The following is a 22,734-nucleotide window of genomic DNA, read 5'->3' as shown; positions in this document are numbered from 1 at the left end:
GCCGGTCGCGGCTTAGCCGCGCCGCCAGCGAAAGCTTTTCGTGTCTTTAGCCGAGGTTATCCTCGGCGCATAGCGCCCGTAGCGGGGGCGTGGGGCCTCTGCCTCTCGCGTTTTATGTGCTGCAAATATCTTTAGTCAGCGATGGCCCGCCTCTCGTGCTGCCGGGCAGCGGCAGCACCGAAAAGGTTGAGCCGGTCGCGGCTTAGCCGCGCCGCCAGCGAAAGCTTTTCGTGTCTTTAGCCGAGCACAGCCTCGGCGCTGTGAGCTTGTAGCGGGGGCGTGGGGCCTCTGCCTCTCGCGTTTTATGCGGGGTGCTCAGGTTTGCCCCACCCGCCAGAGAAAACGGCCCCTTCCGGGGCCGTTCTGATACGTCGGCAACCGCCCAGAGCGTTCGCCGCATGTGTGCGGATGCTAGGGATAGAATCCCGTGGGCTTTTCCGACAGGTTGATGAGGATGTTTTTTTGTTGGGTGTAGTGCTCAAGAATGATCTTGTGCGTTTCACGCCCGATGCCCGACTCCTTGTGTCCGCCAAAGGGCGCGCCAGCCGGAATGCTGTTGTAGGTATTCACCCACATGCGGCCTGTTTCAATGGCGCGGCTTATGCGCATGGCCCTGTTGATGTCGCGTGTCCAGACCGCGCCGCCCAGACCGTAGGGGCTGTCGTTGGCCATGCCCACAACTTCTTCTTCCGTCCTGAACTTGATGATGACCGCCACGGGGCCGAAGATTTCGTCCTGAGCCACACGCATGTTGTTGGTGACGTTGCCGAGCAGGGTCGGACGCATGAAGCAGCCCTTGGCAAGCTCGCCATCCGTGATGCGCTCGCCGCCGCAGAGTACGGTGGCGCCCTCCGCCTTGGCCTGCTCAATGCAAAGCTGAATGGCCTTGAGGTGCGATTCGTAAATCTGCGAACCCATCTGGGTTGCAGGATCCCACGGCAGGCCGACCTTGACGCGGTTGAAACGCTCCACGGCTTCTGCCACAAACTGGTCGTAAATGTCCTCATGCACAAACACGCGCGACCCGGCGCAGCATACCTGCCCCTGGTTGAACAGAATGCCCATTTGCAGGCCGTCCATTGCCAGATCCCACTGACAATCGGGAAAATAGATGTTGGCCGATTTTCCGCCCAGCTCAAGGGTGGAGGGAATGAGGCGTTTTGCCGCTGCAAGGCCAACCTGACGGCCAACTTCTGTAGACCCGGTGAAGGCCAGCTTGCGGAAGCCTGGATGTTCAAGCATGAACTGGCCGGAGCGGGAGCCGCGCCCGGTGATGACGTTGAACACCCCCTTGGGCAGCACGTCTGCAATAAGCCGCGCCAGCTCCAGCACGGAAAGCGAAGTATGGTTGGAAGGCTTGAACACGGTGCAGCACCCGGCGGCAAGCACGGGGGCCAGCTTCCAGGCAGCCATGAGGAAGGGGAAGTTCCACGGCACAATCTGGCCCACAACGCCTATGGGTTCGCGGAACACCAGCGACATGGTGTTTTCGTCCAGCATGACGGCAGTGCCTTCATCAGCGCGCACCACCCCGGCAAAGTAGCGGAAGTGGTCGGCGGCAAAGGGAACGTCCACATTCATGGTTTCCCGTATGGGCTTGCCGTTGTCCAGCGTTTCCACCATGGCGAGGTGTTCTTTGTTGGCATCAATGATGTCTGCAATTTTCAGCAGCATATTGGCCCGTTCAATGGGGTCGATCTTTTTCCAGCCGCCCCAGGCCTTGTTGGCAGCCGCCACTGCTGCGTCCACGTCTTCCTTGGTGGCTTCGGCGCAGGTTGCCAGGCGTTCGCCATTGGCGGGGCAGAACGTTTCAAACGTGCCGCCGTCAGAGGCCTGCTTCCATTGGCCGTCGATGAATAGGGAGTACGAATCCTGAATGTCCGGTTTGTTCATGAATCACTCCTTTTTTTAAAACCATGATTGTCTAAAAAGACAATAAGGGAGATATATGGATTGCAAATCCATATAAAGTAGTAGATTTTTGTTTGTGCTGACATGATCTGATACATATTGTGAAAAAAAATACAATTAAATATTGTATATTTTAAACCATGCAACATTACAAAATCTGCTTGTTGTGTGATAACTAAAACAATACAAGCGTATTTTGCAAACGTGTCACGCTATTATTGCGTAACAGGATGGCTTGTTCAAAAAAGATATGGGATTCAAGCGGGATGCGTAAAAGCACACTGCCTGAATCCCATATTAATGGTGGTATGTCGGAATGAAATCAGCTTTTGGCTGCGCGGTAGCCGTGCGAAAAATCGGCGGCGTACAGGCGGGAGGGCGCGCCCTCGCAGCTTTCTGCGGGCAGCACAAGAAAAACGGTCTGACGGGTGAGGTTGTGGCTGGTTATGCACTGGGCCAGTTCGCCCAGCGTGGTCCAGTGCAGTTGTTCCTCGGGCCAGCTGACCATGTGGGCGCAAAAAATGTGTGTTTCGGGCGGCAGGCTGCGCGAGAGTTCGTCCTGAAGAGCCTGAGCCGACGCTGCGGAGAGGTATACGGCCATGGAGGCCCCATGCTGCGCCAGCAGGTGCAGATGCTCACGCGCCGGGACGGGGGTACGGCCCTCAAGGCGGCTGATAATGAGGCTCTGGGTTACTTCCGGCACGGTAAAGGTAATGCCCGCCGCAGCCGCAGCCGCACAGGCGGCGGTAACGCCCGGCACCACACGCCAGGGGATGCCGTCCGCATCCAGCAGGGCGGCCTGCTCGCGCAACGCACCGTACAGGGATGGGTCGCCCGTATGCACACGGGCCACGGAGCGGCCCGCCAGTGCGGTTGCCCGCACCAGCGCATGGCACTGCTCGAGATTCAGCGGGGCGGAATCCACAACCATGGCGTTGGGCGCGGCGCAGGCAACCACCTCGCGCGGCACCAGCGAACCCGCATAGAGCACGAGGGCGGCCTGCTCAATGGCCTTGCGCCCCTTGATGGTCATGAGGTCTGGATCACCCGGCCCTGCGCCCACAAATGTAACGATGCCGGGCGTGATCCCGGTCTGCTGCGCGCTGTCCATGCGGCTACCTGCCTTCGGGCTGTGCGCCGGACTGAATGGGAGCAGGCGCGGGTTTTTGGGCGGCGAGCAAAAATACGGGATTCATGGCCGCCAGATGAACATCGCCGCCAAGGCTCTTGCCTTCAGACGCGCTGATTTGCAGAATTTCCACAGGCCAGCCCATGTCTTCAAAAAAGCGACGGCACAGGCTGAAACTGTCCAGAAGCACACAACTGACCACCACGCGGCCTCCTACGGGGAGGCGCAGGCATACGTGCCCCAAAATGTCATCGCCGTCATCGCCGGAAAGGCCGCCGCCGATAAATACCCGCTGCGGATCAGGCAGGCCGGGCAGGCAGTCGGGGGCTTGCCCGAGGCGCACTTCCACATTGGCCGCGCCAAAGCGGCGGCGGTTTTCCTGAATGCCCATGGCGCGCCCGGCGGAGCGTTCCACCGCGATCACGCGGCCCTCGTGCGCCAGCACGGAAGCTTCAAGAGCCACAGCGCCCGAGCCGGAACCGAGATCCCACACCACGTGCCCGGCTTCAATGCGCAGCAGCGCCAGAGCGGCGGCGCGCACAGGTTTTTTGCTTATGAGGCCCCGGTCAACCGCAAGCTGGTCGGCGTCAAGCCCAAGATGCGGGCGGCGGGCCGGAGCCATTGGTATCAGCACCATTGTGCAGGCCGGGCCAAATTCGCGCCCGGCGGCATCGGCCAGGCTCAGGTGGCTGACGCATTCATCGGCAGCGCCCATGCGCTCAAAAATATGGGCATCAAACCAGTCCACCCCACGGTCGAGCAGGTGGCGGGCGAGCACATCGGGCGACATGCGCGCATCAGTCAGGATGCAGAGCGGGGCATTCTTGCCGCAGGCCACGTTGAGAGGGCGCAAATCATCGCGCCCGTGCAGGGAGAGGCAGATAACCTTGTGCCACGGTAGGGAAAGGCGCGCGCAAGCCTGCTGCAGGGAACTGACAGCGGGCAGCAGACGCACGGCATCCGGCCCCATGCGGCGCACTAGGGTTGCGCCGATGCCAAAAAGCAGTGGGTCGCCGTCTGCCAGCACAAGCACACGCTCTCCAGCGGCCCGCAACTGGCTGAGCCGGGTGAGCAGCGGTTCCAGCGGCGTGGTCAGGGGCAGTAGCCGCGCCTTGAGGGCAGGGCCTGCTGCGGGAGGGTTCTCCTGATCGCCTGCGGGATGGCTTTCTGTCGAACTCCCGTCTGTGCCACTGGTTGCGCCCCCGGTTGCTCCGTTGCTGGATTCCAGACTGCTGCCGGAAAATTCCTCCAGCAGCATGCGTCCGGCGCAGATCACGTCGGCTTGTTCCGCCAGTTGACGCTGGGCTTCGGCCAGACCTGCCAGACCTCGCGGGCGTGCGCAGTCGAGGCCCATGACCGTGATGGGTTCCGGCGCGACAGTCGTTGGCTCAAAAACAAAGAATGACTGCAACATTTCCGACATGGGCGGCCAGTCATCCTGCTCGGCTGTGCCCGCAACGGCAGGGCTGGCGGGCGTAGCGGCGGCGGGTGCAGTAATGGCAGGCGCGCTTTCGGCCTCAGGTGCGGCCTGTGCGGTGTTGGCGGCAAGTGTGTTTGTAGCTGCTGTTGCAGCGGATTCGGCTGGCAGCTCTGCGGGCGTGGCAGGGGCGGCATCCGTGGATGCGGGAGCGGAATCCATAAGGAGGGGCTCATCATTGTCTGATGCGTCCGCATCTGCCGTTTCGGTATTCGCATTATCAGCGCAAGGCAGCGCTTCATCAGCGGTAATCGGGGCATCAACGCGTGCAGTGTCTGCGTCGGCGGCGTTGCATGTAGCGGCGGGCTCCGCAACTGCGCAGATATTTGGGGCAGCCGCCGGGTCGTCAGCAGGAAATTCCGGCGAGTCGGCAGCCTGCTCATCAACATCGGCAGTGGCATGCGTAATGGGCTCTTCAGCAGAATGCTCGCCGGGAGTCTCCAGCAGGCCAGCGGCAAGAGCCTCGGCCGGAACGGCGTTGGCTGCGTCATCGTCCCGTGTCTGGGTGTCGGGCGTGTGGGTTGGAACGGCAAAGCCGGGCAGTGAGACCTGTTGTTTCATAACGCCAATAATTCCCTGCCGTCAGTGTGAAAAAGGTGCAAGCTCACGGGGCGGCCTGCAAAAAGTTGCGCGGTGCGCGCCGCCTGTTGCGCCACCCGCTTGATAGTCTCTGTTCCTGCGCTGTCTGCCAGCAGCAGTTCCAGTGCGTGAGCCGCTGTTACGCACCGGGTGATAGCATCCGCGCAGGCAGCGCCAGCTTCGCTGGCAAGCTGCGCAAGGGCCTGCATGTCCAGCGTGGAATCCTTTGCATGAGTGTACGCATGCCCTTGGGCCAGCTTGACCAGTTTACCAAAAAAACAGCCCCAGATAATGCGCTCAAACTGCATGCTCCCCACAGCTTGCAGGGAGAACTGCGCAAAATCCGCCACCTGTACAAAGCAGCGCTCCGGCAGGTCGGGGTAGCGCTCCATAAGCAGCCGTTCCGAGCGCCTTCCCGTGGTCAGGCATGCGCAATGGCAGCCTGTGGCGCGGGCCACGGCAAGCCCCTGTTCGATAGTGGCCTTCCACGCATCATGGCTGAACGGACGCACCGTGCCCTGGGTTCCCAATATGGAAATGCCGCCTTCAATACCCAATCTGGGGTTGAAGGTCTTGTGCGCCAGTTGCGCGCCAGCAGGCACGCTGACAAATACCGTCAGCCGGGTGCGGCACTGGAGGGCAGCGGCATATTTCTGCTCCTGCGCTTGCAGGGCGTAAGTTATCTGTTGGCGCGGCACCGGGTTGACGGCAGCCTGGCCAACGGGCACAGGCAAGCCCGGCAGGGTGACGCGCCCCACCCCCGGCCCTCCCTTTATAATGATGTGGTCGGGGTATGCAACTGTCGTGTCGGGTGATCCCCCCTCTGCGTTATGGGCGGGTGCCTGCCGTGCCGCATCCTCGGCCTGGTTTGCAGGGAGATGCGTGGGGGGCAGCGCGCTCTCCACCACCGTGGCCGTTATGCGCGCGCCAGACGTGGCGTCAGGGTCATCGCCGCCGTCCTTGATTATGCTGGCGTGGGCAATGGCAATGATATCCGGTGGAGGCGGATCGGCCAGCCCGTTTGCGGCGTCAGCTTCGGCAGCGGCCCATGCCGCACCCAGTTCCGGCGCAGGCCCTGCGGCGCAGTGTTCAATCTTCAGGCGCAGCCAGCCCCGAGGCTCGGGCAGGCCATTGGTGTTTTTGCACTGATTGTGTGCGCCCTGAGCCCTAAAAGGGGGCAGGGGCACCGGGATTGCATCCGGCGCTGTGCCCGTGCGCAACAGTTGCAGTGCGGCCAGCGCTGCCCCTGTTGCTGCGCTGCCGGTAGTGAACCCTTCCCGAAGCTTTTCAGCCATGCGTCAGCTCAAATTGGGTGACAAACTGGATGCCAGCTTTTGGGTCAAGCCAGGGCGGGAGTCTGGATCAGGCAGCCAGACCTTGCCACGTGCCACAAGCGACACCGGGCCGTCTATGCCAGCCATATCAAGGCCACTTTCAGCAAACAGCCGCACGTCCAGGGCCGAGCCGCCGGGCTGCATGATAGAGAAAGTGCGGCGCGTGCCTGCGCGCGCAAGGCACAAGGCCAGGGCCAAGGCACCGGAACCGCAGGCATTCTCAAGAAATGTTGTTCCGGCATCGCGCACATGCACAAGGGGCAGCATGTCCAGCAGGCCCTGACATTCCCGCCACCAGATAACGCCCGCGGCAGGCTCGACCTCAAGGCCGTGCTGTTGGCGTAACTGGGCGGCCACTGCATGGCAGTCATCAGGCAGGGGATGCGTTGCCCCGCCAAGCAGCAGATGGCAGATGCCCGGCAGGCGCACCAGATGCGCGCCTTTTTCTATAGTAGTAATGGAATATTCAGGGAGGCGCAGCAGAGCCTCCACCTGCCAGAGCGGGGCGGAGCCGCGGGTGCGCAGGCGTACAGGAGTCTGCCAGCCGGAAACCTGGATTTCATCAAGGCGGACAGGGTGTTCTGCTGGGGCAGCAGCTTCGGTTTTTTGTTCACTGCGAGGGGCAATTCCGTCCAGCACTCCCTGTTCCGGGCCTGAATATTGGGCAGTGTATGCCAGCAAGGCCCCCACGGCGCGGCTGGCATTGACGCAAAATTCACCGCCCGCCATACGCAGTTTATGCTGGGACAGGTTCACAAATCCCGCCTGTTCGCCCCCAAGCATGGAAGAATCCAGCGCCAAAGACGCCAGACGCGCCTGTTCTGCCGGGCGCTGGCCAGCGTCGGGAAAAAGCAGGGTGGTGTTGCCCCCGGGGCTCCATTTGGAAAAAGTCAGTGCAGGCATGGAAAATCCTTGGTTCTTGACAAAGTATGCCTCAGCCCCGGCGGGCTGTCCAGCGCTGGCGGCAGAGCGGGGTCAGCCGCCGGATTTTTGCTGACAAAGGGAAATAATCGGATGTACGTTGCAGTTGGACTGTGATGAAAAAGCGAAAGAGTGTTTCCTATTTACAACTTGCGGTTTTTCCTAAACGCGGGTATGTGAAAGGCAGTTGCCGTCTCCAAGGCCTATGGCTGTGAGTGAGCCGGTAACGTGGCGGGCACACCGCGATTTACTGTTGTTGACGGTAATCGACGACACTAACAACGTTTGGGAGGCAGTATGAAATCGTTTCGTCTTCTTGCTCTTGCGGCCGCTCTTGTTCTGAGCTACGCCGTGGCCGCTGCGGCCGCTCCGGCTTGTAACAAGAAAATTGAGAGCTTCGACTTCGTAGTGGACTATTCTGGTTCCATGATGATGAAGAACGACAAGCTGAAGCAGGACAAGATTGTTGTGGCCAAAAATGTGCTTACGCGCATCAACGCCGCTATCCCCGCTCTGAGCTACAATGGTGGCTTGCACACCCTTTCGCCCAACGGCGCCATCATTGCCCAGGGTCCTTGGGATCGCGCCGCCATGGCCGCTGGCCTCAAGAAGCTGAGCAGCAACTTTGATATTTTTGGCCGCATGACCAGCATGGGCAACGGCCTGCAGGCGTATGAACCCTTCATCTCCAGCATGAAGCGCGACGCCGCCCTGATCCTCGTGACCGACGGCGACAACAACCGTGGTACCGACCTCGTGCAGGTTGTGAGCCAGATGTACGCCAGCCAGCGTAACCTGGTTGTGCATGTGATCTCCCTGGCCGACACCCCCAATGGTGAAGCCACCATCAAAAAGATCGGCGCCCTGAACTCCAACGCCGTTGTGGTGCGTGGTGAAGAACTGGCCACCAGCGATGCCGCTGTTGAACGCTTTGTGCTTTCCGTGTTCTGCAAGGACGAAGACGTCATCGTGCTGCGCGGCGTGCACTTCGCTTTCAATTCCTATGCTCTTGACGGCAAGGCCATGGGCATCCTGAACGAAGCCGCCACCCTGATCAAGAACAACCCCAACAAGCGCGTTGTTCTCTCCGGCTGGACCGACTTTGTGGGTTCCGATGCTTACAACATGAAGCTTTCGCAGGAACGCGCCAGCTCCGTGAAGAACTACCTCGTGAAGCAGGGCATCCCCTCCAGCCGCATGACCGCCATTGGCCGCGGCAAGTCCTTCAAGTATGACAACAAGACCGACGAAGGTCGCGCCATGAACCGGCGCACCGAAGTGTCCTTCGAGTAATCTCGGAGCGTCTTCGCGTCAGTCGAATTAAAGCAAAAGCCGGGTGGTGTATGCCGCCCGGCTTTTTATGAGGTGCATGGCACATGCGTAAGATTCTGGCACTCATTCTCACGTTGGGGTTGACCACTGGCGGTTGCGCCTGGTTTGGCGGCTCTTCTTCCACTGATGAAGAAATAAAGCCCGCTCAGCCGCAGGAACAGACCGCAGCCCCTGAACCGACCCCGGCCCCTGTAGCTCCTGCCAAGGACGCTAAGGGCAAGAAGGGTAAAACCAAGGCCGAAAAAGCGGCTGAAGTTAAGCCCGTTGCCACCAAAAAAGGCGCGAAGACCGAAGCTCAGGTCGCCGCCGAACTCACTATGGTGGGCCACAAGCTGGCTGCTCAGGCTGCCCGCACTGTGATGCCTTCCAAGTCTTCCAGGGAAGTGCGCCAGGACGGCAAGGATTACGTGGGGACCTACATTGATGTGGACTCTTCCAACGTGACCACTGAATTGCGCCCCAGCCCCACTGGTCAGTACGTCGGCTTTATCCGGTATCAGGAAAGGGTAATGGATTGCCGTGGCAAGACCCGTCAGGAAGCTATGTCTACTGCTTCTTGCGAACAGGTCAAGGCTCGCAACATTAACGAACTGATCCGTTTTGACGGTTCGACCTGGCAGTATTAGCAAAAGTAGTAACGCCGCTCTGGTTGCGCGCTGCCTGGCGCTGCGTTCTGCCGGAGCGGATGTTCCACGCTCGGTGTGTCGCCGTTCGTGAAGAGATTTCAGCGGGGTTTCGGCCCCGCTTTTGTTTTTTTGCGTGACGCAGGTGTATCCGGGTGAGCGACGGTGCCCATGGCACAGGCAGGATAGCACCAGTGGGCCGAGCCTGAGATGCAGAATGGGTCGGATTAGACCCTGGCAATGCAATTAGGGAAAAAGGGCCGAGTTGTTCTTGCCTGTGTTGGTGCGGCAAGGGACAGATCAGGCTGCATCGCCTTTCAGAAAACCCTCGGGCAGGTGATCGCGAATCCAGCGCGCGCACTGGGCCGGATTTTTACCCTCGGCGGGGCAACGCAGGGTTGCGTAATATGTGTACAGGGCCTTGCGTTCGTTAAAAATATCCTCAAGCTTCTCGCCGGGATTCATGGCAATGCCACGTTCAGGATTGCGGGCGATGCGTTCTTCAATCAGATGAAAGGGCACATCAATATAGACAACAGGCCCAAGCGCAGCCAGATGCCGCATGGCCGCATCGCGGTAGATGACGCTGCCGCCTGTGGCTATGACCGTTCGGTTGGCCTTGATGGCGCAGATTACCTTGCCCTCGGTATCCAGAAAGGCTGCCTTGCCCAATTTGTCGGTAATGTCTTGCAGGCGTGCGCCGTAGGCGGCTTCGATCAGGTGGTCGCTGTCAACAAAAGCCCATCCCAGCTCCTGCGCCAGGGCTGAACCCACAGTGGATTTACCCGCTCCGGCCATGCCTATAAGTGTTATGCAGGGGGCTGGCATCGCGGGGGCTGCTGTTAAATCCGGCTTGCTGGACATGCGGACTCCTGAATTGCTTGAATGGAAACGTATGACCGCGATGCTGTCATACGCGGTGAATATGGAATTTCTGGAAGTTAATCGGTTAGTGGGAATGTGCCCAAGCCAGCGCTGCCTGTCAACGCCGGGCTTTGCCAGCCGGTGGCTGATGATGCCCAGGCGTTCTGCATTCTCCCCCGTGCCCGCGCCTTCTTTTTTTGCAGGCTAAAGTTTTTTTGCTTCAAGACCGATAAGCGCAGTAGAGGTGAGTTTTATGCGCAAGTCAGTTGGTATGCTATTGCTTGCTTTTTGGGCGTTTTCCCTTTGCCGCGTTCCCGTTGCGGTTGCCGTGGAGGCTGTCCCCCTGCCGCCTCAGGTTCCTGCTCACACGGCCTCCGGGGCCACCAATCTTACCGATGTGTGGCTGCACAGCGGTGGCGGGCGGTTGTATTGGAATACTCTTGTAACGCCCCGGCAGATTGCGCTGGAAGGGGCGCGGTTTGTGGATCCTGCGGCTGTGCCGGAGTTGTCCATGACTCCTCAGGCGGACAAAAAACCGCCGGTGCGTCAAGCAAAGCGCAAGGTCAAGGTTTCAAAGGCTGCCCCGCAGTCCGCCACATCCCCGGCGCCCAAGGGGGTGGGCAAAACATCTCTTCCGGCACCTGTCAGCAGCGCCATCCCGGCCATGAATAACGCTGCTTCAGCGCAGGCCCCGTCTGGCGCTTCTGCCACTGGCCCGGCCAAATCGGCCAATGCTGCACCAGCGCCAAGCTCTGCGCCCATGCCATATTCATCGGCAGCGGCATCGTCTGTGGGCAGTATTGGCGGTGCAGGTGGCGGGGCTATGCCAGATGTGCCGGCACCATCGGCTTTTTCAGCGGATGATGTGTTGCCGAGGGCCAATGCCCGGCCTTAAGGCCCTGAGATTCTGGTAGCATGGTTCGCGATGGCTGCGCGTGTGAACCTGGCTTGCCGTGCGATCCACCTGTGTCGGTTTGAAGTTTCCGCCTAAAAAAATGTGCGAACGCGTTGCTCTCAGATTTTTTTGAGCGTGGCGCGTTTACTCTTGCGGCATAATTGCAACAAGGGCATTATAGCCGCGCGTTGTATGTGGAATCTGGCGCTTGACGGAGACCTTGCTGGCGTGTATGTAGCTTGTTCCATATATTTTAACGCCAGGGCAACGCTGCCCTTCTGCGCTTAAAAGCCGGGGGGTAGCCCCAAAACCGCTCAGGCCCGGCGTGCCGCATCGCCCCGGTGGTCGGCCCAAGGCCCTGCCGGAAATTTTTTAAGGAGTCTGCCATGAAAAGAACATATCAGCCGAGCAAAATCAGAAGGGCCCGCACTCACGGGTTCCGCACCCGCATGGCCACCCCCAGCGGGCGCGCCATCATCCGTCGTCGCCGCGCCAAGGGCCGTAAGGTTCTGAGCGCCTAGCGTGGCGGGCTTGTCCCGTTCTACATGGGTATTCCCATGAATCAGAATGGTTTGCCGCAGCACCTGCGGATACGTCGAAGGGCGGAATTCGTGGCGTGCTATGAGCGGGGCAGGCGTCTGCATACCGAGCATTTCCTTGTTTTTGTGCTGTCGGGCAATAGTCCCGGTCTAGCTGCGCGCACTGGCATGGCTGTTTCCCGCAAGGTAGGCAATGCTGTTGTGCGCAATCGCGTCAAAAGGCTGCTGAGGGAATTTTATCGACTGCATCGCAGCGATTTGCCCAAGGAAGCTGACATCGTTACCGTTGCTAAAAAGCATGCCGGAGAGGCTGCGCTGGATTTGGCCAGCGTAGCCGCCGAGCTTTTGCCGCTGATGCGGCGCGTGGTTCGGCGAGAGCCGGGCCGTCCGGCATTGGATGGGCTGCCATGAGTCATTTGCTGCGTAATCTGTGCATATTACCCATACGCGTTTACCAGCTTTGCATCTCGCCAGTGCTTCCCCCCGCCTGTCGGTTTTATCCCACCTGTTCCGCCTATGCCGCAGAGGCCATCATGACCCACGGCATATTCCGGGGCGGCTGGCTTGCGCTCAAGCGTCTTGCCCGCTGCCACCCCTGGGGCGGTTCAGGCTATGATCCTGTTCCACCACCAAGACGTCCCCGTGACGTCCCGCCACTGTCCCAGGAGTGAACGCCCTCATGCAAGACGGAAAAAATCTGATCATCGCCATCCTTTTGTGCCTCGTCGTTATTGTGGGCTGGAGTTACGTGTCCGAGTACATGGGCTGGGTCCGCAAGCCTGATCCGGCCATTGTTGCCCAGCAACAGCAGGCGCAGCAGCAGGCTGCCCAGCAGCAACAGGCCCAGCAGACCGCCGCAACCGCGCAGCAGGCCATGCCCGTATTCACGCCCGCCCCGGGCCGCGACCTCACGGTCAACTCCCCCCTTTATGAAGCCGTTTTTCACACTGGCGGCGGCGCGCTACGCTCCTTCAAGCTCAAGCAGTATCAGACTGGACTCGCGGTGGATTCCCCGCTGGTCAACCTTGTTGACCCCAAGACCGCCGCAGTTGCCCCGCTGGGTCTGGTGGTGAACAGCCAGCCCTCGTGGAGCACTGGCCAGTGGTCTGTGGAAGGCAATGAAAATGGCCTGAATATCGGTGCCGGTCAGCAGGGTGTGCTGCGCTTTGACGGCGAGGTGGACAACCTGCGCGTTATCCGCGAAATGACCTTCAGCTCTGATACCTATCTTATCCGCGAAAAAGTCCGCGTGGTGAACACCACGGATCAGGCCCGCAGCGTTCGCGTCAGCTACACTGTGGCCGCCGATGCCAGCAATGCCGCAGGCGACCGTTACGATGCCATGCGCCTTGCCTGGGACAACGATGGAAGCCTTGGCGAAGAATCTTCGCCCAAAACGCTTGAAACCACAGGTGCGCAGGTTGCTGGCAAGATTTACTGGGCTGGCACCATGAGCACCTATTTTCTTGCTGCGGTGCTGCCTGGCGACACGAGCAACGTGACCGTCAAGGGCCGCATGCAGCAGAACGTGTTCCGCGCTGCCGTTGAAGAGCCTGAAGTGATGCTCGGCCCCGGCCAGGAGCGCGAACTTACGGTTTCTTACTGGGTTGGCCCCAAGGAACGCGCCAAGCTTGCCGCTGTTTCTGACCAGCTTGCCAAGAGTATTGACCTCGGCATGTTCCATGTGATCGCCAAGGGCTTGCTGTGGCTGCTTGAATTTTTCCAGAAGTACGTGAACAACTGGGGCGTGGCCATCATTTTGCTGACGGTCCTCATCAAGGCCCTGTTCTGGCCCCTTACGGCCAAGAGCTACGCCTCCATGGAAAAGATGAAGAAGCTTCAGCCGCACATGGTGGCTATCCGCGAGAAGCACAAGGACAACAAGGAGCTCATGAACAAGGAAGTCATGGCGCTCTACAAGACCTACGGGGTTAACCCGGCCAGCGGCTGTGTGCCCATTCTCATCCAGATGCCCGTGTTCTTTGGCCTGTATCAGGCCCTGCTCACGTCCATCGAGTTGCGTCACGCGCCCTTCATCACCTATCTGCCCGGCACTGACATCATCTGGCTGGCTGACCTTTCGGCTAAAGACCCGTTCTACATCACGCCCGTCATCATGGGCCTGACCATGTTTATCCAGCAGAAAATGAGCCCCCCGGCCACTGATCCCACCCAGCAGAAGATCATGATGTTCCTGCCGTTGATCTTCACCGCCATGTTCCTGAGCTTCCCCTCGGGCCTCGTGGTGTACTGGCTGGTCAACAACATCCTGTCCATTGCGCAGCAGAGGATGATGGCGAAGAAGTTCTCTACATCCGCAGCGAAGTAGGCCGCCCCGGCGGGTTCGCGTGACACAGCAAGGGGTTCGTATGGAAGGATTTAAGGAATTCCAGGGAAAGGATCTCGACAGCGCCATAGAGGAAGCCTGCGGCTACTTCAACACAGCGCGTGAAAAGCTCGAGATTGAAATAGTGCAGGACGCCAAGTCCGGCATATTCGGCATCGTGGGGGCGCGCAAGGCCAAGGTTCGGGCAAGGCGCGTGCAGCTGCGCGAAACTATGGAAAGCATTCTGGGCAGAAAGAACGGCGAAGGGGCTTCGGCCCCTGCGCCGTCTGCCGGGCAGCCCGCATCTGCGAGTGAGAACGCCGGATCTGCGGAGCAGCGCAAAAACGGCGGCAATCGGCAGGAGCAAGCACCTACGGCTGCACCTGAATCGTCTGCCCCGTCAGCCCCCAAGGCTCCCGTTGCTCCCACCGCTCCGGAGGTTCAGGCCGAAAAGGGCCGGGGCGATGGGCGCGACCGCCAGCAGGAGGCCCGGCCTCAGCGCAATCAGCAAGACGACAGACGTAACCAGCAGGATGACAGGCGCAACCGGGGCCGCAACCGCAAGCCGCAGTCTCTGGACGCCTTTGAGAGTGAAGAAGAGCTGGACGCCGCCATTAATGGCAATGTGCTGGATAAACCTGCTGATCGGCCTTTTGACCGCCGGGGTGAGCGTAACGGCAAGCCTGACAGAAATGGCGCCAAGCCTTCCGGCAGAAATTCCAGAAACGACCGGGGCCGCGAGCGCACAGGCAGAAATGCCGAAGGCGAAGGCGTGGAGGCGGTTAATCCCGCCGAGACTCCTGCACGCGAAGCCAGAGGGCGACGCAATGATTCCCGGCCGGACAACCGGCCTGACAATCGTTCAGATAACCGCCCCGACAGCAGGGGCAACGGCAGGGCAGAGGTCCGTTCCCCACAGCGCGAGAACAATCGCCCCGAGCGCGCACCGCGCCCTGACGCCCCGGTTGATGGACTGGAAGATGATTTTGAAGCCGCAGGCGAAGGTTTGCCGGTTACTCCTCTGGAGCAGCTTGACGCCGCTAAGCTTGAAGCCCTTGTGGATGAAACCGTGCGCAAGCTCATCCGCCCCATCACTGGGGACGGCGTGGGCATCACCGTCAAGATCGGCGGTGGCAGGGTTTATGTGGGCATTGATTGCGATGAAGACTCCGGTCTTCTGATAGGCCGCGAAGGGCAGACCCTTGCCGCCCTGCAATACATGATATCGCGCATTGTATCGCGCGGCATGAACGCTGCCGTGCGGGTGCAGCTTGACGCCGGTGAATACCGCCGCCGTCAGGATGAAAAACTGCGCGAAATGGCTCTGGCTCTTGCAGACAAGGTGCGCCAGAGCGGGCGCTCCTACTCCACAAGGCCGCTTTCTTCGTACCATCGGCGTATTGTGCACGTGTGCCTGCAAGAGGCTGTTGACGTGCAGACCCGCAGCACGGGCGATGGCCCCATGAAGCGCGTGGTCATCATGCGCAGAAAGGGAGAACGCGTCTAGCTTCAGCCTCACTGGCAGACGCGCGTTTGGCGCGCTCATACCGCAAGCGGGGCCAGCAGGGTCTTGAAGGTGCTTGTAACGTTGCCGGAGAAACAGCCCGACTGGGCGCAGATCTCCGGCAACGCGCGTTGGCGAGGCCGCGCAAACATAGGGCAGGATATGGATACAGCAGTGCAGACAGAACGTGGCGACACCATCGCCGCCATTGCGACCCCTCCCGGTGCCGGGGGGATTGGCATCGTGCGCCTTTCTGGCCCTCGGGCCAAGGAAGTTCTTGCCCGCATGTTCCTGCCCCTTTCAGCACAGGTGGAAAATTTCCATCCCTGGCTTTTGCACCGGGGCCGCGTGCTGGACTGGAACGGCGAGGCGCTCGATGATGCCCTGGCTGTTTTCATGCCTGGGCCGCGTACCTTTACGGGTGAAGATGTGGCCGAAATTCACAGCCATGGCGGCCCTTTTCTGGTGCAGGCCGTGCTTGAAAGCGCGCTGCGCCACGGGGCGCGTCAGGCAGAACGCGGCGAATTTTCGCGTCGCGCCTTTGTCAACGGGCGTATGGATCTGAGCCAGGCCGAAGCCGTCGCCGAGCTTATAGCCGCCCCCTCGCGCGAGGCACTGCGCTACGGGCTCAACCGCCTTGAAGGCGTTCTTGGTCGGCGCACTGCCGAACTGCGTGAAGAACTGGAAATGCTGCGCGCCCAGATGTGCCTTGCCGTGGATTTTCCTGACGAAGAAGTTGAAGGCATGGAGCCAGCCGCCCTCTGCGAAGTTCTCGACAGGGTCATGCTGGCTGTGCGGCGGTTGCTGGCCGGGAGCAGACGGGCCCAGATCGTGCAGCAGGGCGCTGTAGTTGTGCTGGCTGGCGCGGTAAATGCCGGCAAGTCCAGCCTTCTCAATGCGCTGCTAGGGCGCGAGCGCGCGCTTGTGACCGATATCCCCGGCACAACGCGTGATTTTCTGGAAGAAACATGCAATCTTGACGGTCTGCCCGTACGCCTGACAGACACTGCAGGCCTGCGACAGGCTGAAGAAACCGTTGAGCAGCTTGGCGTAACGCGCAGCCGCGAAAAAGTTTCTCAGGCTGATCTTGTTGTTCTTGTGCTTGATGGCGGCCTGCTGGGCGAGGAAGGTGCGGCGGCAGAGGTCTGCCCGGACCCTGCGGCCCGCGAGGTTCTTGACTCTGTGGGCGACACGCCCCTGCTCGTGGTGTGGAACAAATGTGACATTTGCATGCCAAAAGTGTTCCCTCCCCGCTGGATTGGTGCGCGAACCTGTTGCGCAGTGAGCGCACTTTCCGATACATATGTCGAAGAGCTTGCAACCATGTTGCGATCTGTGCTGCTTGGGGGCGGTTCGGATACCGCGCCGGAAGACGGCCTTGCGCCCAACGCAAGGCAATCCATGGCGCTGGAAAAGGCTTTGAAAGAACTTGAAGGGCTGCGTGCTGATGTTGTTGCAGGGCAGCCTTACGATTGTTGCGCGGTCAGACTCGATATGGCCGCCGCTCATCTGGGGGAAGTGACCGGGCTTTCCAGCCCGGCTGAAGTGCTTAACAGCATATTTGCCCAATTCTGCATTGGTAAGTAACCTATGGATATGGACGTTTTGCGCCGCAGGTTGAGTTGCGAAGAAATCAACGCCATGCCCCTTTTTCATTACGAGGGGCCGGTGCAGGTTATTCGCACCCTGGAGGACTGGAAGAACGCGCTGCCGGATCTGCGATCCGCAGACCTGCTTGGATTTGATACGGAAACACGGCCTTCCTTTCGCAAGGGACGCCGCAATTTTCCGGCTTTGATCCAGCTTGCCACGGCCAATGCCGTGTATCTGGTGCAGTTGGCCTTTTTACCGTTCGGGCCACATGTGGTCGAGATTCTGGCAAACCCCGATCAGGTCAAGGCTGGTGTGGGCATCCGCGACGATATGCGTGATCTTGGCCGCCTGCATGACTTTGAGCCAGCGGGGCTGGTTGATCTTGGCGGTGTGGCACGCGCGCACAAAATGCCGAGCCAGGGGTTGCGCACCCTTGCGGCCAATTTTTTTGGCTGGCGTATTTCCAAGGGTTCGCAGTGTTCAAACTGGAGCCTCATGGAACTGACGCCGCGTCAGATTGCCTACGCCGCCACAGATGCCTGGATCGGGCGGCTGATTTTTTTGCGCATGTGCGAAATGGGACTCATCCCCTCCTGTCGCAGCGCCTGTGAGGTTGCGCCGGACAGCGATGCCCTGGCAGCGGGGAGCGCCGTGTGAGCGAAAGTGCTTCGCTGTTCTGCTTTCCTCCGCTTGGCCCCAGACTGGTTTTTTTTACGGGCGGCACGGCTCTGCGCGTTCTGAGCCGTGAACTGATCCACTACACCCACAATTCCGTTCATCTCGTCACGCCCTTTGATTCCGGCGGCAGTTCTGCGGCACTGCGCCGCAGCTTTGCCATGCCTGCCGTGGGCGACATCCGCAACCGCCTGCTGGCTCTGGCCGACAGCGCGGTTGTGCCCGCCTCGGTAATGGAATTCTGCGCCAGCAGGCTGCCGGAACAGTCGGCGGAATGCAACGATCCGCACGAACTGCGCCAACAGTTGCGCGCCATGAGCAACGAGGCGCATCCCGCTTGGGCGGCAATGCCGCCGCTGTTTGCAGATGCCTTGCGCCTGCATCTCAATTTTTTTCTGCAACGCATGCCCGAAGATTTTGACCCCTTCCGCGCCTGCCTGGGCAATCTGATTCTGGCCGGGGGCTACCTGCACCACAAGCGGGTGTTTGGCCCGGTCATGGCCTTTCTCAGCCGCTTGCTGCAAACGCGCGGCGTGGTACTGCCCATTGTGAGCGAAAGCCTGCATCTGGCGGCGGAGCTGGAAGACGGTTCCCTTGTAGTGGGCCAGCACCGCTTTAAAAATCTCAGAGGCGCTGTGCGGCGGTTGTTCCTCACCGTGCACGAGCCTGACCGGGGAACCGAGCAGGCAAAAAAGTTGCAAACCCCCTGCCGTCCGCCCCTTGCCCCGGCCTCGGTGGCCTATCTGCGGTCGGCGGCGGCCATCTGCTACCCCATGGGCAGTTTTTACACCAGCGTGCTTGCCAACTTGTTGCCCCAGAATGTAGGGCGTGCCGTGGCTGCCGTTCAGTGCCCGAAAATTTTTATTCCCAATACCGGAACAGACGCCGAACTGCACGGCCTGACCGTGGCGGGGCAGACTGCCATGATTTTGCGGCATCTGCGCGAAGACGCCCCCGACGCCCCCACCGAGGCCCTGTTGCAGACCGTGCTGGTTGATGCCCGCAATGGTCGCTATGAGGGCGGGCTGGATGCTGGAGAGCGTGACGCCCTCGCCCAACTGGGTGTACGGCTGGTAGAAAAACATATGGTGTACGAAAATGATCCGCAGCGCCATGTGCCGGAATTAACCGCCAAAGCCCTGCTGGAGCTTGTTCCCGGCAGTTCGGTGACCCTGTGAGCAATGAAATTTCCTCCGCATCTTGCGCCGAGCCGCAGGAAGCGACTGCAAAACAGTTTGAAGCCTCCGGTGCAGACATGGTCGGTCAGAGGCTGGACTATGCCCTGACCTTGCTGCTGCCGCAGATGGGCCTGCGAGGGCGCAAGCGCAGCATTGAAAGTGGTCAGGTACTCGTCAACGGGCGCTCCTGCACGGCGGCCCAACGTTTGCGCAAAGGGGATGTGGTTTCACTGGCTGATGCGCCGGGCGCAGATCAGCAGGTTCAGAGTGCCGCTGCTGGGGCAACCGTAACTGGCGCATGCCCCGCAGATGCAAATGTTGACACGTTGCCGCGTCTTTTGGAGCGTCAGGGCGAGTTCTGCTTTTTTTACAAGCCCGTGGGCCTGCACACTGCCGCTTTGACAGGCGGCAGGGGCCACAGCCTGGAGAGCATGCTGCCGCAGTTGATGGCAGGGCAGGGCTCCACTGAGACTGATCCCCAAGATGATGCGGGTATGAGTGCGGAGGCTTTGTCCCCTCAGTTGATGCAGCGTCTTGATTACGGCACTTCTGGCATTGTGTGCGCGGCGCTTTCCCCGCAGGCGGCCAAGGCTTTTCGGCTGGCCGAGGCGGCTGGCCGCTGCGAAAAGCGTTATATTGCGCTTTTGGCCGGGCGGCTGGAAGAAGATTTTACCGTGACTTTTGCCCTGCGCACGGACAAGCGCAGCAAAAGCCGCGTGCTTGATCGCGATGCCGGCTGCACGCGCTGGACAAATTTTACGCCTCTCCATTACTTTGATGGGGACGACCTGCCGCAACTCGCCCTCACAAAAGACTCCCAATTTCACCGTGTTGGGCTGACGCTGGTCGGGTGCCGCATCCGGCGTGGCGCGCGCCACCAAATCCGTGCGCATGCCGCCGCTGTGGGGCACCCCCTGTGGAACGATCCCCTTTACGCAGACAAAGATCCCGAAGCTGAAGCTCAAACATCCCACGGCACGTTCTATCTGCACCACGGCGGCCTGCTGCTGCCGGGGGCAAACTGCGTCATGCCGCCGCCCTGGTCTTTTTTGCCAGAAGCAGTTGCCCGGCAAGTCTTGGAGTGGCTGACATCTATTGATTAAACTCCCACGCAGGTTGAGTTGGCGTCCCCTCCACGCAGCAAAGCATTGCGTGCAGAACACGCCTGGATTATAGATTGTGCGTTCAATCCAACGAGAATCTTTCCCGCGGAAAGTCGCGTCAGACGCGGGAATGCGCAAAAAAGTGACCTCATAACATACCGCCATGATTTGAGTTCTTTTTTGCGCATTGAAAAGTTTAATTTGACGCCCTGTTTTCTCTTGGCACAAAGTTCTGCCCGGTATAAACGGAATGGGTCAAACGGGCTGGCGAAGTGATGCACTGCTCGCCCCCGCAAGCTGCATGCCAGGGCAAAGCCTGCGCAAACAGCTACCATTCGTGGCGCTCCGCGCTTGCAACCAGTTCAAGGAGAAAGGATGTTTCCTGCTCTACTGCCTAAATCCGCTCCGTTTTTTGCCATGCTCAACGAGCAGAATGATCTGCTGCGCCGCATGTCCGCCCTGCTGGTAAACATGCTGGAAGACGTTTCCAACATGGATCACGTGCACAAGGAAATCGCCTTTCTGGAAGAAGAGGCCGACCTGCTGCACAGCAAGATCATCCGGGCGCTTTCCCAGACGTTTATCACGCCCATTGACCGCGAAGACATCCTGCGCATCAACCAGGAACAGGAAGAGTGCATGGACTGCCTGCACAGCCTGAGCACGCGGCTGCATATTTTTGAATTTGCCTCGATCCGCTTTCCCGCCTTGCAGATGGCGCGCACCATCAGCTCCATGCTTGATTTGACCTATGAAATGCTTGCCGGCCTCGCCAATCGGCGCGACTGCCACAAGACCCGTGCTTTTCGCGGCCTGCGCAGCGAATGCGACATGGTGCTGGCCGTGGGCCTGGCGGAACTGATGGACGAGCATCAGGAACTGACAAGCAAGGCCCTCATGCGGGTGCTCAAGTGGAGTCAGGCCTATGAGCGTATGAACATCCTGCTTGAGCAGGTCAATGCGCTGGCGGAAACCATTGAAGAAGCGGTGCTGAAAAATGTTTGATATCCCCGTGCTGCTGGCGCTCATTGTGCTGGTGGCCCTGGTGTTCGACTTCACCAATGGCGCGCACGACTGCGCCAACGCCATTGCCACCGTGGTTTCCACCAAGGTGGTGACGCCGCGTTTTGCGGTGGGCGCTGCGGCCTTGCTCAATCTGGGCGGGGCGCTGCTTGGTACTGAAGTGGCAAAAACACTGGGCAGCGGCATTGTTTTGCCGCACGTGGTGGAGGGGAGCCACGTACTTGTGCTGGCCGCTCTCGTGGGGGCCATCACCTGGAACTGCATAACCTGGTATTTCGGTATTCCGTCATCGTCTTCCCATGCCCTGATTGGCGGGCTTATCGGCGCCGCCGTGGCCGATGCAGGCTTTAGCGCGCTGAACGGCAAGGGCATCTGGGACAAGGTGCTGGTGCCCCTTGTGGCCTCGCCTCTGGCTGGCTACGCGGTGGGTTTTTGCTGCATGTGGATCATCTATTGGATCTGCGGGCATATACACCGGCGCAAGGTCAATGCCTCGTTCCGGCGTTTGCAACTGCTCTCCGCCGCATTTATGGCTACCAGCCACGGCCTCAACGATGCGCAGAAGACCATGGGCATCGTCACCCTGGCCCTGATGATTTTTGGCAAGATCGACACAGTGGAAGTGCCCCTGTGGGTCAAGCTTTCCTGCGCAGGGGCCATGGCTCTTGGCACCGCCGTGGGCGGCTGGAAAATTGTTAAGACCATGGGGCACCGTATTTTCAAGCTGGAGCCGGTGCACGGCTTTGCCGCGGAAAGCTCCGCCGCCCTGGTCATCACCGGCGCATCCCTCATGGGTGCCCCGGTCAGCACCACGCACACCATATCCGCCTGCATTTTTGGTGTGGGGTCTACCAAAAGGCTTTCAGCCGTGCGCTGGAATGTGGCCGCAAATCTGGTGACGGCATGGGTGCTCACCTTGCCCGCTGCTGCAGGCGTGGGGTTTGTTTCTTACTGGCTGCTGCATTTTATCTGGAACTGACCGGACTTGGCACGCACTGCGCTGGCCTGGCGGCCTGCCTTGCAAGCGAGATCATTCAAAAACCCTGTCCCCGCGATCTGCCGGGACAGGGTTTTTCGTTTCAGGGGGATGCAGTGCCGCGGGCATTTATTTGTCTGTCTGATACAGCCAGTGAGCATCAAGTTCTTGTCAGAACAAGAATGGTCCGGGGAATGTCGCAATGATTGCGGAGATGGAAGGGCTTGCAGAGGGGGAGAAAATTGCGCGCAAATGGTGCCGTCACGCTGGCAGGATCAAAAGCCGAGCGCAATCAGTACGCGCTCGCCTGTGTGCGGGCGCGCTGCAATGCAGATATCGCCGGGGGTGTCGGGGCCGCAGCCCTTACAGCACAAGGTACGCCAGCGGCAGGCCGCAAGGGCAACCCTGTGAGGGCTAGTCGCGGCTGCCTTCGCGTTCTTCCTGGCAGGCGCGGCACAGGCCAACACCGGGCAGGGCTTCAAGGCGCTTGGCGGGGATGGGGTCGCCGCATTCACGGCAGCAGGCTACGCCGTTGATCCATTCCGGGCCGCCGCGATCCACAGCGGCGCGGGCCCGCAAGAGGGCTGATTCGCGGTCAAGGCGCTCCAGCTCGGTAGCCTGATCAAAAACGTCCATGAGTACTCCTTGTGTAAAGCAAGCGGCAACCCCGCAGAGCGGGGTTGCCGTAATTTTTGCAGAATATTTTCAGGAAGCACTATGTAGTGTACAATCGTGCTTCTGTAAAGACCCGG

Annotated in this window: 21 protein-coding genes; 14 read left to right on the top strand and 7 right to left on the bottom strand. The window is 60.1% G+C overall.

The window, feature by feature from the left end:
• Positions 1–411: 411 nt before the first annotated feature.
• The 5 genes from NE637_RS13010 to NE637_RS12990 form a co-directional block, all read right to left on the bottom strand.
• Positions 412–1,893, bottom strand: coding sequence for an aldehyde dehydrogenase family protein (locus tag NE637_RS13010; RefSeq protein ID WP_192112301.1), 1,482 nt, complete (start codon positions 1,891–1,893; stop codon positions 412–414).
• Between the two features lie 340 nt (positions 1,894–2,233).
• A complete protein-coding gene (cobM, locus tag NE637_RS13005; protein ID WP_192112302.1) occupies positions 2,234–3,022 on the bottom strand; it encodes a precorrin-4 C(11)-methyltransferase in 789 nt (262 codons plus the stop codon).
• Positions 3,023–3,026: 4 nt separating this feature from the next.
• The gene (gene cbiE / locus NE637_RS13000) at positions 3,027–5,078 is read right to left on the bottom strand and encodes a precorrin-6y C5,15-methyltransferase (decarboxylating) subunit CbiE (RefSeq protein ID WP_256267752.1); all 2,052 of its coding nucleotides are present in this window, start codon (positions 5,076–5,078) and stop codon (positions 3,027–3,029) included.
• Positions 5,075–6,391, bottom strand: coding sequence for a cobalt-precorrin-5B (C(1))-methyltransferase CbiD (cbiD, locus tag NE637_RS12995; protein WP_227118271.1), 1,317 nt, complete (start codon positions 6,389–6,391; stop codon positions 5,075–5,077). The genes cbiE and cbiD overlap by 4 nt, the downstream gene beginning before the upstream one ends.
• 3 nt (positions 6,392–6,394) lie before the next feature.
• Positions 6,395–7,333: a histidine racemase CntK family protein gene (locus NE637_RS12990; RefSeq protein ID WP_227118270.1), complete on the bottom strand. Its 939-nt coding sequence runs from the start codon at positions 7,331–7,333 to the stop codon at positions 6,395–6,397.
• Positions 7,334–7,648: 315 nt separating this feature from the next.
• Between NE637_RS12990 and NE637_RS12985 the strand changes: the two genes are divergently transcribed.
• Together NE637_RS12985 and NE637_RS12980 are read left to right on the top strand one after the other, a co-directional pair.
• Positions 7,649–8,644 (top strand): OmpA family protein, encoded by a 996-nt coding sequence (locus NE637_RS12985; protein ID WP_227118269.1) that lies wholly within the window; start codon positions 7,649–7,651, stop codon positions 8,642–8,644.
• Between the two features lie 83 nt (positions 8,645–8,727).
• Entirely contained in the window at positions 8,728–9,309 is a 582-nt protein-coding gene (locus NE637_RS12980) for a flagellar basal body-associated FliL family protein (RefSeq protein ID WP_192112306.1), read from the top strand.
• Positions 9,310–9,606: 297 nt separating this feature from the next.
• Here the strand turns inward: NE637_RS12980 and thrB are convergent, their stop codons facing one another.
• On the bottom strand, positions 9,607–10,170 hold the full coding sequence (thrB, locus tag NE637_RS12975) for a homoserine kinase (protein WP_227118268.1): 564 nt from the start codon (positions 10,168–10,170) through the stop codon (positions 9,607–9,609).
• Positions 10,171–10,423: 253 nt separating this feature from the next.
• Here thrB and NE637_RS12970 point away from each other — a divergent pair, with 253 nt between their 5' ends.
• The 12 genes from NE637_RS12970 to NE637_RS12915 all read left to right on the top strand — a co-directional run bounded on the left by NE637_RS12970 (position 10,424) and on the right by NE637_RS12915 (position 21,985).
• Positions 10,424–11,065 carry a hypothetical protein gene (locus NE637_RS12970; RefSeq protein WP_215647963.1) on the top strand — a complete coding sequence of 214 codons (642 nt, stop codon included), beginning with the start codon at positions 10,424–10,426 and terminating at the stop codon, positions 11,063–11,065.
• A 386-nt stretch (positions 11,066–11,451) separates the two neighbouring features.
• Positions 11,452–11,586, top strand: coding sequence for a 50S ribosomal protein L34 (gene rpmH, locus NE637_RS12965; protein ID WP_022657771.1), 135 nt, complete (start codon positions 11,452–11,454; stop codon positions 11,584–11,586).
• A 36-nt stretch (positions 11,587–11,622) separates the two neighbouring features.
• Positions 11,623–12,015, top strand: a complete 393-nt coding sequence (gene rnpA, locus NE637_RS12960; RefSeq protein WP_022657772.1) for a ribonuclease P protein component — start codon at positions 11,623–11,625, stop codon at positions 12,013–12,015.
• Complete coding sequence (gene yidD / locus NE637_RS12955; protein WP_136400527.1) at positions 12,012–12,275, top strand: membrane protein insertion efficiency factor YidD; 264 nt, start codon at positions 12,012–12,014, stop codon at positions 12,273–12,275. Before rnpA ends, yidD begins: the two co-directional genes overlap by 4 nt.
• A gap of 8 nt (positions 12,276–12,283) precedes the next feature.
• A complete protein-coding gene (gene yidC / locus NE637_RS12950; protein ID WP_227118267.1) occupies positions 12,284–13,933 on the top strand; it encodes a membrane protein insertase YidC in 1,650 nt (549 codons plus the stop codon).
• 40 nt (positions 13,934–13,973) lie between these two features.
• Positions 13,974–15,437: a protein jag gene (locus NE637_RS12945; protein ID WP_227118266.1), complete on the top strand. Its 1,464-nt coding sequence runs from the start codon at positions 13,974–13,976 to the stop codon at positions 15,435–15,437.
• Positions 15,438–15,596: 159 nt separating this feature from the next.
• Positions 15,597–17,021: a tRNA uridine-5-carboxymethylaminomethyl(34) synthesis GTPase MnmE gene (gene mnmE / locus NE637_RS12940; protein WP_027180648.1), complete on the top strand. Its 1,425-nt coding sequence runs from the start codon at positions 15,597–15,599 to the stop codon at positions 17,019–17,021.
• A 3-nt stretch (positions 17,022–17,024) separates the two neighbouring features.
• Entirely contained in the window at positions 17,025–17,684 is a 660-nt protein-coding gene (locus tag NE637_RS12935; protein ID WP_215647965.1) for a 3'-5' exonuclease, read from the top strand.
• Positions 17,681–18,880, top strand: coding sequence for a GAK system CofD-like protein (locus tag NE637_RS12930; protein ID WP_256267751.1), 1,200 nt, complete (start codon positions 17,681–17,683; stop codon positions 18,878–18,880). Before NE637_RS12935 ends, NE637_RS12930 begins: the two co-directional genes overlap by 4 nt.
• A complete protein-coding gene (locus NE637_RS12925; RefSeq protein ID WP_227118264.1) occupies positions 18,877–19,983 on the top strand; it encodes a pseudouridine synthase in 1,107 nt (368 codons plus the stop codon). Before NE637_RS12930 ends, NE637_RS12925 begins: the two co-directional genes overlap by 4 nt.
• A 375-nt stretch (positions 19,984–20,358) precedes the next feature.
• Positions 20,359–20,988, top strand: coding sequence for a DUF47 domain-containing protein (locus tag NE637_RS12920; protein WP_192112313.1), 630 nt, complete (start codon positions 20,359–20,361; stop codon positions 20,986–20,988).
• Positions 20,981–21,985 (top strand): inorganic phosphate transporter, encoded by a 1,005-nt coding sequence (locus NE637_RS12915; RefSeq protein WP_215647968.1) that lies wholly within the window; start codon positions 20,981–20,983, stop codon positions 21,983–21,985. The genes NE637_RS12920 and NE637_RS12915 overlap by 8 nt, the downstream gene beginning before the upstream one ends.
• 411 nt (positions 21,986–22,396) lie before the next feature.
• Here NE637_RS12915 and NE637_RS12910 read toward each other — a convergent pair whose 3' ends face one another.
• Positions 22,397–22,618, bottom strand: a complete 222-nt coding sequence (locus tag NE637_RS12910) for a TraR/DksA family transcriptional regulator (RefSeq protein WP_022657782.1) — start codon at positions 22,616–22,618, stop codon at positions 22,397–22,399.
• Positions 22,619–22,734: the final 116 nt, after the last annotated feature.

Origin of the sequence: Desulfovibrio desulfuricans, assembly GCF_024460775.1 — a bacterium.
Lineage (GTDB): Bacteria > Desulfobacterota > Desulfovibrionia > Desulfovibrionales > Desulfovibrionaceae > Desulfovibrio > Desulfovibrio desulfuricans_E.
Note: the sequence above shows the minus strand (reverse complement) of the source record. Positions and strands in the feature narration are given on the sequence as shown.